The organism is Acinetobacter schindleri CIP 107287, assembly GCF_000368625.1.
GTDB classification, from domain to species: domain Bacteria; phylum Pseudomonadota; class Gammaproteobacteria; order Pseudomonadales; family Moraxellaceae; genus Acinetobacter; species Acinetobacter schindleri.
In genome coordinates this window covers 599336-613301 of record NZ_KB849575.1, presented here as the reverse complement: position 1 = coordinate 613301, position 13966 = coordinate 599336, and the positions used below count along the sequence as shown (strand labels likewise).

The following is a 13966-nucleotide window of genomic DNA, read 5'->3' as shown; positions in this document are numbered from 1 at the left end:
ATTGTAGCATGAACTTTGCTATTTTCGACTAGGAACTTTATCCAGTTTGCAATAAAAATAGCTCATGCTTAAAAAACATGAGCTATATAGATAAAAATAAGTTATTGAATTGGCATTAGAGATTTTACATCTTCAATAATATTAAGAATATTCGATGTATAGACACTGCCGTGATCCCATGAATTGTTCGTAATATATCCTAATGAGGTTTGTTTCTGATTTGCTGATCTAACTAAAACATCTGTTGCAGCTTTTGGAACAGTCTTATCTGCCCCTCCCTGATAAATAATTACTGGTGTAGTTACTTTTACCTGTAAAGGCTGAGAATCTTTTTCCAGGAAGGTTTTGACCACTGGAATAGTCATAAAATTAGCTTGAGTACGTGGATACCCTTCCAGATTTTCATTGGTTCGAGCATAAGTTCCCATTGCGTTACCGAATTTTCCACCCAATACTTCATAACAATCTGATTCAGCATTCTTGGCAATGTCGTCCGTTGGATTTTGAAATACTTGGCTATATTGCAGATTCGGGTTCGGATTACGCAATCCAGCTACAATCAGTGCAGTAAAAGTATCTAAAGAGGCTAAAGTTTCAATTTTTTTATTCAGATTTGTTTCCTGTCCAGCTTGAGCCTCACCACCTGCCAAAATCAAACTGAAATTAGAAGCAGGTGCTAAAGCTACCGTACCTTTATAAGTCATTTGAGATGCACGTGCTGCATATTGAGCAGCACCTAAAGCCGCTTGACCACCTTGAGAATGTCCGACAGCCATCCATTGATTAGAAGCTTCCGATCCTAAATATTTTTTTGCAGCTACCACTGCATCAGTAATTGAATAGGCTTCACTTTTAAGATTAAGGAAAGGATGAAGTTCTGTGCCACTCGGCTCTCCTAAGCCTTCATAATCAGGTGCAACGACCATGTATCCAGCTTGAAGGAATCCGGCAATCATATCTTTGATATCAGGATTTAGTTCATTGCGACTTGGTGCACACTGATCAGCCACACCGGTCGTACCATGTGCCCATGCAACTATCGGCCAACCTTTCGCGGGAGGTGTTCCTTTTGGAGTAAAAACCAGTGCCGTTGCCTGGGTTTCGTTATTATTGATACCTAACATCTTATAAGTCATAACCACGCTTTCATCGGCAACAGCTGTCAGGTCCGTTTCGGTATAAGCCACAGGCGTTGCTACAACCGGATTGGCAATATTATTTACCGGAATAGCGGGTTTGGACTCATAATTACCATCATCATCGCTATCATTACATGCAGTTAAAGCTACGCTTAGGGCGAGTAGAGAACCAGTCAATACATGACGTTTCATCGATCTTATCCTTGTCTTAATTATTGTCTCTTATGATTTTTATAGTTTTATCAAATGATAAAACTAGAGATTAATTTCCCAAGTTATTGTATTAATGGCAAGAGATTATTTTGTTATTTATCTAACAAATACAGTCCAAGTTTAGCTTGATTTCGGCATAATAAACTTAAGCTGTGGAAATAATTACAGAAACTACAAAAACCTTTATTTATTAGTTCAGTTTAAAAATATTCTGTATCAGTCAAAAAGCCTTCAATTAAAAGTAAAAATCAGGCATTCCAATTGTCAGTAGTGAAATAATAATGTTAGATTTTAATCCTCACCTTTTTCAGGCAAATTTTCGTCATGCAGGCCATCATTCTCGACACTGAAACCCATACACTAAACGGTCAGCCGATTGAAATTGCGTATGCGCCTGTGGACATTCTGGACCATAAAATCAGCTTGGATAAAAGCCGACTGTTTGATCAGCTCTATAGCTGTGATGAACCGATTTCTTTTGCAGCCATGGCCGTGCACCATATTCTGGAATCAGATCTGGAAGGACAACCACATTACAGCAGTTTCGAACTTCCACAGGAAACCACTTATATCATTGGTCATAATATTGATTACGATATTCGAGCCTTAGAAAAATGCGGTGTAAATTCATCTAATATTAAAGCGATTTGTACGCTCGCTTTGGCTCGTCGCGTATGGCCAGATGCTGAGGCCCACAATATCTCCGCCCTGATTTATATGATTACCCGTGGCAGTGACCGTGCCCGTGAAATGATCCGTAAAGCGCATCGTGCCGATATGGATATTATTCTGACCGCAAATATCCTGATGCATATTGTGCATCACCTGAAAATCAGCAGTATTGAAGAACTATATGAGGCATCTGAAGATGCGCGTATTCCACGTACCATCAATTTTGGTAAGCACCGTGGCACTGTGATTGCCGATCTTCCTGCTGACTATGTTCAGTGGTTACTTCGCCAAGAGGACTTAGATCCTTATCTGCGTAAGGCTTTAGAAAATATTGCAATTACAACACTTTAATTTTAAGTAAATTTAACAGCCTCTTCATATTAGTGTAATTTTCTCATATTAGCATCTACTTGAACTCTGTATATAAGGCATTCAGGTATGATGCGCTATTCAAAAACTGCAAAGGGTCTACATGTTCTTCAACATCGCAATGTCGAGCTTAATGCACGTCAAAGACGTCTTTTGGTTTTAATTGGCACTGAAGATTTTGATTTACTCACACCTCAGTTTAAAGCGCGTATTGCACCACATGATTTGCTGCAACAATTATGTGATATAGGATTGATTGAAGTACAAGAGTTAGAGACTTCAAATGCAGCATTCGGTACAGAGTCAGTACATACTTCAGCCCCTGCTAGTAACTCAGCAAAAGCATCAACTTCACACTTTCCTGAATCAAATATTCAGACTTCAATCACTAGTCTTGCTCCATCTGCTGATCTTGAAGCGCCGATTACCACGACATTAGTTGCCACGCCCCACGTGCCTGACGTACCTGCTGACATCCCCTATATAACACTCAACCAAGAACAAATACGCAGCTTAATGCTAGACAGTTTAAAAAAATACTGTGGCTTATTGGCCAAACAACACATTCAAAATATTGCTCAGGCACCAGATGTTAATGCCTTAAGAGTCTGTCAGGTGCAATGGTTGACACTCCTCCAGGAAAGCCGCATGCCTTCACAAGAGTTAAACCAACTGTTCAAGCAAATTAGCCATGCTTTATCCATGCTGCGTGCTCAGGCTTAAAACTCTACATAGATTCAGTCTTTTTAAGTCTATCTTAAGTTTAAAGATGAATAAATCCGGCGAAAAAATTTTTCTATTTAATTGAAAAATATAATTTTAATTCGTACAAAAGTAGTTGTATTCATTTACTTTCGACTATAGATGCATAGCTATATTAAGGATTTAAAGCCATATAGAATGTATTACTTTTTATTCTTCCCACGCTTATGCAACACTATCTTGAATTCGATGCCTTTGATAATCCCATGCAACTGAGCAAGGTGGGAAACTGGGTCATTACTTTTGTCAGTGCTGCCGATGAACTAGAACATATTCAGTTGGCGATCACGTATGTCTTGCCTCGCCAGATCAGTGATGCGCTGCAACCACGTCGCATACTGATTAAGAAAACTGAATATGAACATCAATGGCTGATTCAGACGATTGAATGCTTTGACAGTAAGACCAATCAGGAAGTACAAATTGCAGCTGCAGATGCATTGGGACAACAAACGCTTCAGCAGATTCTGGAAGAATTTGGTCATTATGATGTGAATGTCACTCTAAAAAGTTTTTAAGTTTAAGCTCGTTGGCAAGTTATTAATTAAATGCCTGAACTATCTACTATTCAGGTATTGAGTTAAAAATCGCGTTAAGCTAAGTGCATAATAATAGATAAGAATAGAATCTAAATTATGCGATATGCTCATCAACATAACACTCAAGCCCTTGTCCTATTTCAGCTTCACCAAAATATAGAAGAATGCCTGAATGCTTTTAATTTAAAGTCTCAAAATCGCCAGCTCAGGCTTCAACCCGATCCTCTGTCTCAAGAATATCTCCTTGCACAGAAACATGACTTAGGACAGGTATGCCAACAAATCCGTATAAACCGTAGCGAAGTATCCGATCCTCATCCCTTGGTTCGTTATCATCTGCTGGCATTTATTTTTAATCAGTTAATCTGAAATAATAGGATTTAAAAAAATAGCCCATCCTTAGATGAGCTATAGATTCTATATTGCCAGGCTTAACTAAAAAATAGTTTCCTATTTTGGTTCCATAACACGATAAATACAGTCTGTTTGCTCACTGGCAAATAGCAATTCAATCGTAGGCCGAATAATTTCATCGTCCACCACAATGTATTCAACTTGCTGTTCTAAACGTTGGGAAGGATCTCTATGCTGGGCACTGGCGCGCAATAATGCTTTTACATCAAGGATTTTTCCATACTGGTTTTTGACTTGCACATCAATCATCTCTTTTGTCATTGCGGTGCCCTCCTTTTAATTTGGATTTATTAATTCTCATCTTCTAAATTCTTATAACATATTTATTTAAAAGGCTTTCAAACGAATATGTAAGATTTTTTAGCAGGATATTATTCCGGCATAAGATGGATTGCAAAACCAAATGAATAGTTTGTTGCTACTCCCTTTAATCGCACAGACAAAACTAAAAACCAGACATTAAAAAGCCCGCATCGCTGCGGGCTCTGTGTTGGATGGCTAGTGCTAGATCTATTGTCTGAACCGAAGTTCTGACTCAACTAACTGTCATTGATCCGTCCAACTAAATGGTAGCCGTTTGGTTTTTGACCTACCGTGAGTACAATATAGATCGCATTAACTAAGGGAACAATACCCTTTTACATTTCTAAAAGTAGATTTATACAAATTTTAAATTGAGTTTTTTATTAAATCCGCTAGTCTTTCAGACTTCCGAAATCAAGCATTTCAGCGCAAAATAGCCTGTCTTTTCTTTTTGCTTTTCCTCATGACCTGGCAACTGATATTAAGTGATCTGTATCGCTATTGCGGTAACACTTCAGCAAAATCTTTGATTAAGAATTATCTGTTTAACCGAGGCTTTAACTTTAGCTTCTGGTTACGTCTGGCTGCGTCAAAATCATGGATTGCCAAACTGGCTTATCCGATTTTTTATTATAAGAAAAAGAAATACGGCATCGACATTCATTGCACCACGCAAATTGGTTATGGACTGTATATCGGTCATGGCGGGCCACTGGTGGTCAATCCAACCACGATTATTGGCAATAACGTGAACCTGTCCCAGTTCACTACCATTGGGGCGAATGGTGGCCGGCAGGCAGCAACTATTGGCGACAATGTCTATATCGGCCCAAATGTCTGTATTATTGATGACGTCAAGATTGGCAATAATGCCACCATCGGCGCTGGTAGTGTCGTGACCAAGGATATTCCAGAGAATGCTACGGCGGTCGGTAACTACGCCAAAGTGATTCATTACAATAATGCTGGCACTTCAGTAAACCGTCGCTGGTCAGTTACAGAAAAATAAGTTTTAAGATATTGAATTAGAAAAAGCTGATCTGGTCCAGATTCTCTTCCACAATCTGTAACCAAGCCCGTGCGGCTGGAGTCATCGCGACCGTTGTATTCCAGGCCATGCCGATGGTCCAGCGCATGGATGGATTTTCCAGCATACTGATACTGAATTTTTCCTGATCCAGCTTTTCGCAATAAATTTTGGGCAACAGAGTAATCCCGACATCCAGATCCACCATTTTGGCAATAAAATCCCACTGACTGCTTTTACAGACAATATTAGGCTCAAAACCCACCTGATGGGCTGCTTGAATAATCATCGGATTAAGTCGAAAGGTATCATTAAACAGTAAAAAAGATTCTTCTTTCAGTTCAATCAAGGAAACCATTTTCCGGTTTTTCCAGGCTGAAGTCTTGCGTGACAGCAGACACATCGGTGAATCAATGATCGGAATACTGTTTAAATTCGGCGGTAAATGTCCGAGCAAAATCCCCACATCAACCTTTTTCGCCAGAATCGCATCTTCAATCGCATTCGCGCCGACTTCAAAAAAGCTCAGTTCGATATTCGGATACTGTTTATGGAATTGCGCGATCAGCCGGCTAAATAAGGTCGAACCGATCGGTGGCAAACCAATAGTCAGTTTGCCCTGTTTAAGTTGCTGGATTCTCGTGACTGTTTCAAATATCCGTTGCTGTTCATCTAGAATTGTCAGTGCATGCTGATAGACCTGCTCGCCGATATAGGTCAATGCCGTATCACGCTTCCGTCCGGCCTGTCCCTTATGAAATAGTGGTGCGCCAATTTCTTCTTCCAGGCTATCAATCGCCTTGGAAATGGTCGGTTGTGTCACCGAGATTTCTTCAGCTGCCAGGCTAAAGCTTTGTAGCTGCACAATCTTCACAAAAATGTTCAGGCTTTTAAGATCCACCGATTATTCCAATTCAGCATAATTTTAATTTTATTATTCATAATATAAGCAACTGGTCAATTTTAAAATATAACTATAGTTTCAAGATATTGTGATTCATTATGCTGAACAAAACAAAATGGGCCCGGATTGGCCTGATTATTTTTCAGCTTCTCCTGCTGATTGCTATTTGGGAAATAGGCGCGCTTATCCAGCAATGGCTGGATTTGCCGATTTCTGGCGGCCTGATTGGTCTGTTTCTGGTATTGGCTGCCCTGCTGAGTGGCGTGTTTAAACTGCAGTGGATTAAAGCAGGTTCCAGCTTTATTCTCGGTGATCTGGTACTGCTGTTTGTACCTTGTGTGGTCGGTGTCATTAAATATAAAAACCTGTTCCTGACCCAAGGCTGGCAGCTAGTACTGGCTGTTACTCTTGGCACAATCCTGGTCATGGTCATCACTGCCTATACCGTGTTCTGGGGCTTTAAGCTGGAAGCAGCCTGGAAAGCCAAACGTCAAGTTAGCTTGCGGGAGGCTGAACAGAAATGAATACTGCTTCCCTGCTCTGTGTCATAGCCACCATTGTTAGCTATATCCTGGCGAAAAAGCTGTACCGTAAATTTCCCTATTCACTGCTGAATCCAGGTCTGTTTGTGCCATGTGTGATTATTGTCGGCATGAGCCTGTTTCATGTCTCCTATGAAACCTATATGCAAGATAGCAAATGGATTATGTGGATGTTGGGACCGGCAACCGTAGCTTTTGCCGTACCGATTTATGAATATCGCAAAGTGATCCGGCAACATGCTTTTTCAATCAGCCTCGGCATTGTAGTAGGTATGATTGTGAGCGTGATCAGTTCCTACTACCTGGCTAGACTGTTCCAGTTTGATCAGGAAACGACTTATAGCCTGATGGCCCGTTCGATTTCAACACCTTTTGCCATGGAACTGACATCCAATATTGGCGGTTCAGTTGAACTGGTGATTTTATTTACTATGATTACCGGAACAGCAGGTGTGGTATTTGGTGATTTACTATTAATGGCGATGAAACTGAATTCCCGTTTTGCCCAGGGTGCCGCTTTTGGTAATGCCGCCCACGGTTTTGGTACCAGTAAGGCCTTTGCCCGACATGAAGAAGAAGGTGTTGCTGCCTGTCTGACCATGGTGCTTGCCGGGGTGTTTATGGTGCTGGTTGGACCTTATCTGATCCGTTTGACAGTTGCCATTCTCTAGCATATTTCTTTAAAAAACCGGCTTATCAAAGCCGGTTTTTTAATTCAGGATATACAGGAATTAGCCCGGAATCATTTCCGAGATTTCTTCACGCGCCCAAACACGATGTTTCATAATTAGTTGCTTTAATTCCATAGCGACGGATTTGAAATCTTGATGTGAAAGCGTGCCTTCATCAGCGACCAAACCTAAAGTATTGATCAGATCAGCTTTTTCACCCAAGAGTACAATTGGCTTTAAGTGTACGTAAGCTTCAATGATGTAGTGTTTTGCCGTGCCGTCTTTCAACACCTGGTCATAATTATCACCATCGACCATAACAACGGCATCATAAAGTACTGATGGCTCACCTCGTTGCATACCATCTGCCATTACTTCTGCACCATTGCTGCTCAATACAGGTGCAGGTGTCGGAGCGAGTACCTCAGCAATGGCACTTTCCTCCTTGGCCCAAGCCAATACCGCATCCACATTCGCCTGATTAACCTTGTCATGCACTAGAACAGCAATTTTCTTGCCCTTAATATCGGGTGCCGGGAAGGCTTCCAGAGAAATGCGTTTAGATGGCGTTACTTCCGGCAATTCCACATTCAGTTTTTCTGGCGGAATTGCAATCCCCAGTTTGGTTGCCACTTGCTGAGCCAGATCCAGATCGATATTGCACAGAATTTCTAGCACTTCACGTTCACGGATATACAAACGTTGCACCTTGCTCAGCTCAAAAACATAAGCATTCACCACATGACATTGTTCATATGGCGTCAGACTGCGGTAATACAATCGTGCCTGGGTAAAGTGGTCGCTAAATGATGGACTACGCTCACGAATCTTACGTCCGTCAATACGCTCGGCATAACTTTCGAAACCACCATTCGACGCTGCCGGTGTGGTTTCCGTTGGCCAGTTATTATCGATAGAATTTGGTTCATAAGAGGCCTGTCCACGATGGATCGCACGCTGATGATAACCATCACGCTGATTATTATGGAATGGGCAAACTGGCTGATTAATTGGAATCTGGTGGAAGTTTGGTCCACCTAGACGAATCAACTGTGTATCGGTATAGGAGAACACACGTGCCTGTAGTAATGGGTCATTCGAGAAATCAATCCCCGGTACAATATGTGCCGGACAGAAGGCCACCTGCTCGGTTTCTGCAAAGAAGTTTTCCACATTACGGTTAAGTACAAAGCTACCAATTGGTGTAACCGGTACAAGCTCTTCAGGAATGAGTTTAGTCGCATCCAGCAGGTCAAAATCAAACTTGTGCTCATCTGCTTCAGGTACGATCTGTACACCTAGTTCCCATTCCGGATAATTGCCTGACTCAATTGCATCATACAAATCACGACGGTGAAAATCTGGGTCACGACCTGCCAGTTTTTGTGCCTCATCCCAAGTCAGCTGGGTCAGACCTTGTTTTGGTGTCCAGTGGAATTTAACAAAAACTGCTTCACCATCCGCATTGATCATACGGAAAGTATTGACACCGAAGCCTTGAATTGAACGGAAGTTACGTGGAATAGCACGGTCAGACATTGCCCACATCACCGCATGGGCAGTTTCAGGCACGAGAGAAACGAAATCCCAGAATGTATCATGCGCAGTCTGTGCAGTAGGAATCTCGGTATGTGGTTCAGGCTTCATCGCATGCACGAAATCCGGGAACTTGATTCCATCCTGGATAAAGAATACTGGCGCATTATTTCCCACCAGGTCATATACCCCTTCCTGAGTATAGAACTTCATCGCAAACCCGCGAATATCACGTACTGTATCCGCTGAACCTCGTGGACCCTGTACGGTAGAAAAGCGGACAAACATGGGAGTTTCGCGCTCAGTATCGGTCAAGAATCCAGCCTTGGTAAAACGCTCATTGCCAGGATAAGCCTTAAATACACCATGTGCTGCCACACCACGGGCATGCACAATACGTTCAGGAATACGCTCATGGTCAAAATGCGTCATTTTTTCCTGAAAGATAAAGTCTTCCAGTAAAGTTCCACCACGGGTACCAGCTTTCAGGCTATTCTGGTTATCAGAAATTTTCACCCCCTGGTTGGTGGTCAGAGCCTGCCCAGTTGCATCACGACGGTATGCATCAAGCTGGGCATTCTTCTCATTATGATTTTTCAAATCCGGACGATCAGTACCTGCTAGCTCACTCTTGGTCTCTTTCATGTGACTTCCTTATTATTACCCTTTTGATAAAAAACAAATTTGGCTTTAAGCTTTTGTTTTTTATCTTCTATTATTTAAATGACGGCGATTGTTCACTCACATTCAAAGGAGTTATATCGCTTATTAGGCGCCTTTCTAAAATACTATGGGGCATACGTGGAAGTTGTAGCGCTTTGTGACACCGTGTATAGATCAATTAATGTTTAAGGAGAAGTCTGTATTCAGCAAATGCTAAATAGCGACTTAAAATAGTTTCAAGTAGGACTTAAGACGATTAATAATCTGTGCATGAACAGTCTCTTATAAATTATTTGTATAATAATTTAATTTTTTATTGAATATTTTGATATATCATGTATGATGACTATCAAATACAAAGTGTTGTTATTCTATTTTCTTTAAGTATCGTCGTTTTTAATTATTTTATAAGCATTCGTTTTTTCAGATCATCATTTCAATTCTTTCCTATTCTCAGCATATTTTCGTTTATTTAATTCGAAAAATACTAAAAATCAAAAGGTTATTTTATGTCTAATACAGTTACTGGCACAGTAAAATGGTTCAACGAAACTAAAGGTTTTGGCTTTATTCAACAAGAATCAGGTCCAGACGTTTTTGCTCATTTCCGAGAAATTAGCAGTTCAGGTTTCAAAACTTTATTTGAAGGCCAACAGGTTTCTTTCAGCATTGTTGAAGGTCAAAAAGGTCCTAATGCTGTGAATATTGTCGCTCTTTAATCGACAACATTCATTAGAGGGAGCCTGCACATCAGGCTCCCTCTCATTTTTTGAAATCCCTAGTTTTATTCTATTTTCAAAAATAGAAGAAACATTAAAATAATAGGTAACACAATGAATCAATTTAATAATTTAATTGCTAAAGCAGCCAATGGCACTGAAATCCTGGTTTCTCTTATCCCATTAAATAAACAGCAAAATACCCGCCAAGGCTTTAAATGGGTCGAAGTTGGCAAGAAAGTTCTTTTACAGTCAGGTCTTGAAGTTGACTTAAATATGGACGGTCGGTCTTTCTATGCTCAAAGTAATGAGCTATTTAAGTTTAAAGAGAGAATCATGTAATCCTTTACTTGCATTAAAAAAAGATGCATTTGAATCCTGATCTATTTTTAATCAAAGATAGCGATAAAATTTATTTTTTTATGAGGAAGTGTCTTATAGATGACTTCCTTTTTTTATATTTTGAATTTTAATTTATTCTGAGTCAGAACTTCATTAATGACTACTCTGTTTATTAAAAAAAAACATCTTCTATATAAGATCTATTTCATAAATCAAAAAATGATCGTTATATTCATATTTAAATGAATATTGAAAGTTCCTTCTCCCTTTAGGATGAGAAGTATTACTTCGCAAGAGGATAAAGGATTTCTTAGATATAACCTCTCCTTTGCGCAGCAGTGCTGCTCATCTCTTACAAGGAGAAAGGAATTTCATTTGGTAATCCTCCCATAAATAACCGAAGTTAAAAGTAGAGGTTAAGCAGCCATGAGAGGTGGCTTTCCTTTGTTTGCTTGGTGTGGTCTTTCATAGTTGTAATGCCACAGCCAACTCGTTGCATAATCTTGTACTTCTTCCAGTGTGTCAAATAGATGCTTGCTTAGCCAGCTATAACGTATAGTCCGATTATAACGTTCAATATACGCATTCTGCTGTGGCTTACCTGGTTGAATATATTCAATACGAATACCTTGTTCAGTTGCCCAGCGTACAAATTCATGACTGATAAACTCCGGGCCATTGTCACACCGAATAACTAACGGCTTTTCTCGCCACTCCAGCAACTGATTCAACGTACGAATAACTCGGATTGTAGGTAATGAGAATCCTGCTTCAATCGCTAAGCCTTCTCGACGGTAGTCATCAATCACATTTAATAATCGGAACTTTCGACCATCGATCAGCTGATCATGCATAAAATCTAATGACCAGACCTGATTTTCTCGGATTGGTTCTTTCAATGGTTCAGGCGCGTGCCGTTTTAGTCTTCTTCTCGGTTTAATACGCAGATTTAGTGCCAACTCACAGTAAATGCGGTAAACCCGCTTGTGATTCCAGCAGTGATTCTCAACATGTCGTAAATATGAGAAGCACAGACCAAATCCCCAATCGGAATTTTCCTCAGTGAGTTCAATGAGCTGTTTAGCAATTAATGCATTGTCATCGCAAAGTTTAGCCTGATAACGGTAGCAGGTTTCACTAATGCCAAATGCAGAGCAAGCTAAACGGATACTAACCGCATGCAGGGCAACGGCTTGTTGAGCCATCTGACGTCGGCAAGATGGCTTCACCACTTTTTTGACATTGCTTCCTGAACAATCTCTGCCTTTAATCGCTCTTCAGCATACATTTTTTTTAGTCTGGTATTTTCTGCTTCCAGCTCTTTCAGTCGAGCCATCAATGAGGTATCCATACCGCCATATTTGGCACGCCATTTATAAAACGTGGCATTACTCATGCCATGTTCACGACAAAGGGTGGCTACAGGTGTGCCAGACTCCGCCTGTTTTAAAATGGACATGATCTGGCTGTCAGTAAATTTAGATGTTTTCATGCAGAATCTCCTGCTCGTATCTTAAGAGAAAATTCTACTTTTAGATCCTTTTATTTTTAGGGGGGATTACCATTTTAATGATTAAAAAATAATTTATGAAAGAACTCTATAGGATCTTTCCTATAGATATTAAGTATGAAATAAAATAGTTCTAAGATTAAATAATCTAGCAAACTCCATTAAAAGGGATAGAGAAATCTCTCTACCCTTTTAGCCCCGCTATTTTAAAAATCATATTTCGCCATGATTTCTATACGGTTATCATTTCCTGTTCTACCTTCAACAGTCTCGCGTTCACCATAGACATATTCCATACCAAACGTAAGTGGTTTGACTGGGTTATACATAACGTTTAACCAGCCTTGCTGTAGATGATCATTTCCATTCGCATTGTTATCATCATAAATAATCGATCCATAACCTAGAGTACTTCTGATTTGAGGAGTAAATTTATAGGTTGCGCCCAACGTAAAAGCATCAAAATCAATAAGTTCTATGTCATTGCTACGCTGTATATAACGTTTATTATCAGATGTAGCTAATAAAAACTTATTATCTCCGGAGACATGTGAGTAATTCGCATTCAAAATCAGCTGATTAATAGGTTTATAGTTCATCCCTAAACCAATCCCCCAACCTAGCTCTGTTTCATCATCCAGATCACGTACTCGTACTTCTTGTAAGAGTCCTCGTGCAGTGACTAGTCCAGCACCTTCGGCAAATTTATAGCTTAATTTTGCCGTAGCTGCAGGTAATCTGTTTTCATCATTGCCTTTTTCTAATGCGACAAAATACTGGGTATTAGTGTTTAATTTATCTGTGTACCGTACCATTGGAGTACGCGTTGTACCTCCACCAAGCGGAGTATTAAAATCAAGCATTTCTGGTGAGGTTTCAGTAGACAAGAAGTTAGAGGTTGTTTGACCGATTAACCAGTTGTTATAAGTCATATATACATGACGTAACCGGACTGTATCCTTATCTGTACCACCACGAAAATCAATTTCAACTTTACCCCCGATATCAGCATTCTGAACTGGAGCCTTAAAATCCAGGCCTATACGGGTAGTTGTTAATGTCGAATCCAAGCGATCTTCTGTTGATTTTTTATTAGCATCCTCTTCTAGCGCTACGCTATTGATGCTATTAAACATACCTTTTGCGCCTTCAAATTGATAGGCAGCATCAGCACGAACAAAACCATAGAGATTAATTTCTGCACCAGATCTCGATAACCATTTATTTACTGGTTTTGATTTTTGTCCCTGCTGTATATCGCTGCTTGTCCCTGCGATTTGCTGGACTTGTAGCATTTGTCTGAGTTCGGCAACTTCTGATTTCAATTTCTCAATTTCTGTAGGTGCTGTTTGATCAGCATATGCTGTTGAAATAACCGTACTACCAAGAAACATAAAAACCAAATTATAAAATTTCATATTAATCCTTTAAAAATCAATCTATTTTCTTCCAATACATCCAAAATCAGTTTTTCTTCTATCCTCCATACAGTTCTAAATACTTGTTTTTCACAATTTCACTTTTATATTTTTGCTTAATAAAATTAATCGCATGCCTAGACTTTGAAAGCGCATATAGACACAAGCTTTCTGTCTGATATTTCACAGCTGCAATAGCTTCGTAATCCAGGGAAATAGCCAA

The 13966-nt window shown here is 40.0% G+C and carries 14 protein-coding genes; 8 read left to right on the top strand and 6 right to left on the bottom strand.

All coding sequences use genetic code 11. The annotated features are described in order from the left end of the window. Positions 1-101: 101 nt before the first annotated feature. Positions 102-1331 (bottom strand): alpha/beta hydrolase, encoded by a 1230-nt coding sequence (locus F955_RS06115; protein WP_004892452.1) that lies wholly within the window; start codon positions 1329-1331, stop codon positions 102-104. Positions 1332-1676: 345 nt separating this feature from the next. Here F955_RS06115 and F955_RS06110 point away from each other — a divergent pair, with 345 nt between their 5' ends. The 3 genes from F955_RS06110 (at position 1677) to F955_RS06100 (ending at position 3673) form a co-directional block, all read left to right on the top strand. Beyond that, positions 1677-2375, top strand: coding sequence for a putative quorum-sensing-regulated virulence factor (locus tag F955_RS06110; protein WP_004892450.1), 699 nt, complete (start codon positions 1677-1679; stop codon positions 2373-2375). An 87-nt stretch (positions 2376-2462) separates the two neighbouring features. After that, the gene (locus F955_RS06105) at positions 2463-3116 is read left to right on the top strand and encodes a hypothetical protein (RefSeq protein WP_004892448.1); all 654 of its coding nucleotides are present in this window, start codon (positions 2463-2465) and stop codon (positions 3114-3116) included. Positions 3117-3322: 206 nt separating this feature from the next. Next, positions 3323-3673, top strand: a complete 351-nt coding sequence (locus F955_RS06100; protein ID WP_004892445.1) for a hypothetical protein — start codon at positions 3323-3325, stop codon at positions 3671-3673. A 471-nt stretch (positions 3674-4144) separates the two neighbouring features. Here F955_RS06100 and F955_RS06090 read toward each other — a convergent pair whose 3' ends face one another. Beyond that, positions 4145-4369 carry a hypothetical protein gene (locus tag F955_RS06090; RefSeq protein ID WP_004892440.1) on the bottom strand — a complete coding sequence of 75 codons (225 nt, stop codon included), beginning with the start codon at positions 4367-4369 and terminating at the stop codon, positions 4145-4147. A gap of 505 nt (positions 4370-4874) precedes the next feature. Here F955_RS06090 and F955_RS06085 point away from each other — a divergent pair. Next, the gene (locus F955_RS06085; protein ID WP_004892438.1) at positions 4875-5420 is read left to right on the top strand and encodes a serine O-acetyltransferase; all 546 of its coding nucleotides are present in this window, start codon (positions 4875-4877) and stop codon (positions 5418-5420) included. A 16-nt stretch (positions 5421-5436) separates the two neighbouring features. On the opposite strand, the gene F955_RS06080 is transcribed toward F955_RS06085, so the two are convergent. After that, positions 5437-6339, bottom strand: a complete 903-nt coding sequence (locus F955_RS06080) for a LysR family transcriptional regulator (RefSeq protein WP_004892435.1) — start codon at positions 6337-6339, stop codon at positions 5437-5439. A gap of 101 nt (positions 6340-6440) precedes the next feature. Between F955_RS06080 and F955_RS06075 the strand changes: the two genes are divergently transcribed. Continuing rightward, positions 6441-6866 (top strand): CidA/LrgA family protein, encoded by a 426-nt coding sequence (locus F955_RS06075; protein WP_004892433.1) that lies wholly within the window; start codon positions 6441-6443, stop codon positions 6864-6866. Then, positions 6863-7555 (top strand): LrgB family protein, encoded by a 693-nt coding sequence (locus F955_RS06070; RefSeq protein ID WP_004892430.1) that lies wholly within the window; start codon positions 6863-6865, stop codon positions 7553-7555. Before F955_RS06075 ends, F955_RS06070 begins: the two co-directional genes overlap by 4 nt. A gap of 60 nt (positions 7556-7615) precedes the next feature. Here the strand turns inward: F955_RS06070 and katE are convergent, their stop codons facing one another. Next, a complete protein-coding gene (gene katE / locus F955_RS06065; protein ID WP_004892427.1) occupies positions 7616-9736 on the bottom strand; it encodes a catalase HPII in 2121 nt (706 codons plus the stop codon). Between the two features lie 527 nt (positions 9737-10263). Here katE and F955_RS06060 point away from each other — a divergent pair. Both F955_RS06060 and F955_RS06055 read left to right on the top strand, forming a co-directional pair. Beyond that, the gene (locus tag F955_RS06060) at positions 10264-10473 is read left to right on the top strand and encodes a cold-shock protein (RefSeq protein ID WP_004815299.1); all 210 of its coding nucleotides are present in this window, start codon (positions 10264-10266) and stop codon (positions 10471-10473) included. Between the two features lie 114 nt (positions 10474-10587). Then, a complete protein-coding gene (locus F955_RS06055; protein WP_004815297.1) occupies positions 10588-10815 on the top strand; it encodes a hypothetical protein in 228 nt (75 codons plus the stop codon). A 416-nt stretch (positions 10816-11231) separates the two neighbouring features. Here F955_RS06055 and F955_RS06050 read toward each other — a convergent pair. Further along, positions 11232-12307, bottom strand: a protein-coding gene (locus tag F955_RS06050) for an IS3 family transposase (RefSeq protein WP_087835735.1) whose coding sequence is annotated in 2 segments (ribosomal slippage) — positions 11232-12055 and positions 12055-12307 — 1077 coding nt in all. Because the reading frame shifts where the segments join, the coding sequence is not laid out codon by codon here. Positions 12308-12531: 224 nt separating this feature from the next. Beyond that, positions 12532-13743, bottom strand: coding sequence for a DcaP family trimeric outer membrane transporter (locus F955_RS06040; protein ID WP_004892419.1), 1212 nt, complete (start codon positions 13741-13743; stop codon positions 12532-12534). Positions 13744-13966: the final 223 nt, after the last annotated feature.

Coding starts and splice junctions, on each gene's coding strand:
- F955_RS06115 (WP_004892452.1), bottom strand. CDS start 1,331: ATGAAACGTCATGTATTGACTGGTTCTCTACTCGCCCTAAGCGTAGCT.
- F955_RS06110 (WP_004892450.1), top strand. CDS start 1,677: ATGCAGGCCATCATTCTCGACACTGAAACCCATACACTAAACGGTCAG.
- F955_RS06105 (WP_004892448.1), top strand. CDS start 2,463: ATGATGCGCTATTCAAAAACTGCAAAGGGTCTACATGTTCTTCAACAT.
- F955_RS06100 (WP_004892445.1), top strand. CDS start 3,323: ATGCAACACTATCTTGAATTCGATGCCTTTGATAATCCCATGCAACTG.
- F955_RS06090 (WP_004892440.1), bottom strand. CDS start 4,369: ATGACAAAAGAGATGATTGATGTGCAAGTCAAAAACCAGTATGGAAAA.
- F955_RS06085 (WP_004892438.1), top strand. CDS start 4,875: ATGACCTGGCAACTGATATTAAGTGATCTGTATCGCTATTGCGGTAAC.
- F955_RS06075 (WP_004892433.1), top strand. CDS start 6,441: ATGCTGAACAAAACAAAATGGGCCCGGATTGGCCTGATTATTTTTCAG.
- F955_RS06070 (WP_004892430.1), top strand. CDS start 6,863: ATGAATACTGCTTCCCTGCTCTGTGTCATAGCCACCATTGTTAGCTAT.
- katE (WP_004892427.1), bottom strand. CDS start 9,736: ATGAAAGAGACCAAGAGTGAGCTAGCAGGTACTGATCGTCCGGATTTG.
- F955_RS06060 (WP_004815299.1), top strand. CDS start 10,264: ATGTCTAATACAGTTACTGGCACAGTAAAATGGTTCAACGAAACTAAA.
- F955_RS06055 (WP_004815297.1), top strand. CDS start 10,588: ATGAATCAATTTAATAATTTAATTGCTAAAGCAGCCAATGGCACTGAA.
- F955_RS06040 (WP_004892419.1), bottom strand. CDS start 13,743: ATGAAATTTTATAATTTGGTTTTTATGTTTCTTGGTAGTACGGTTATT.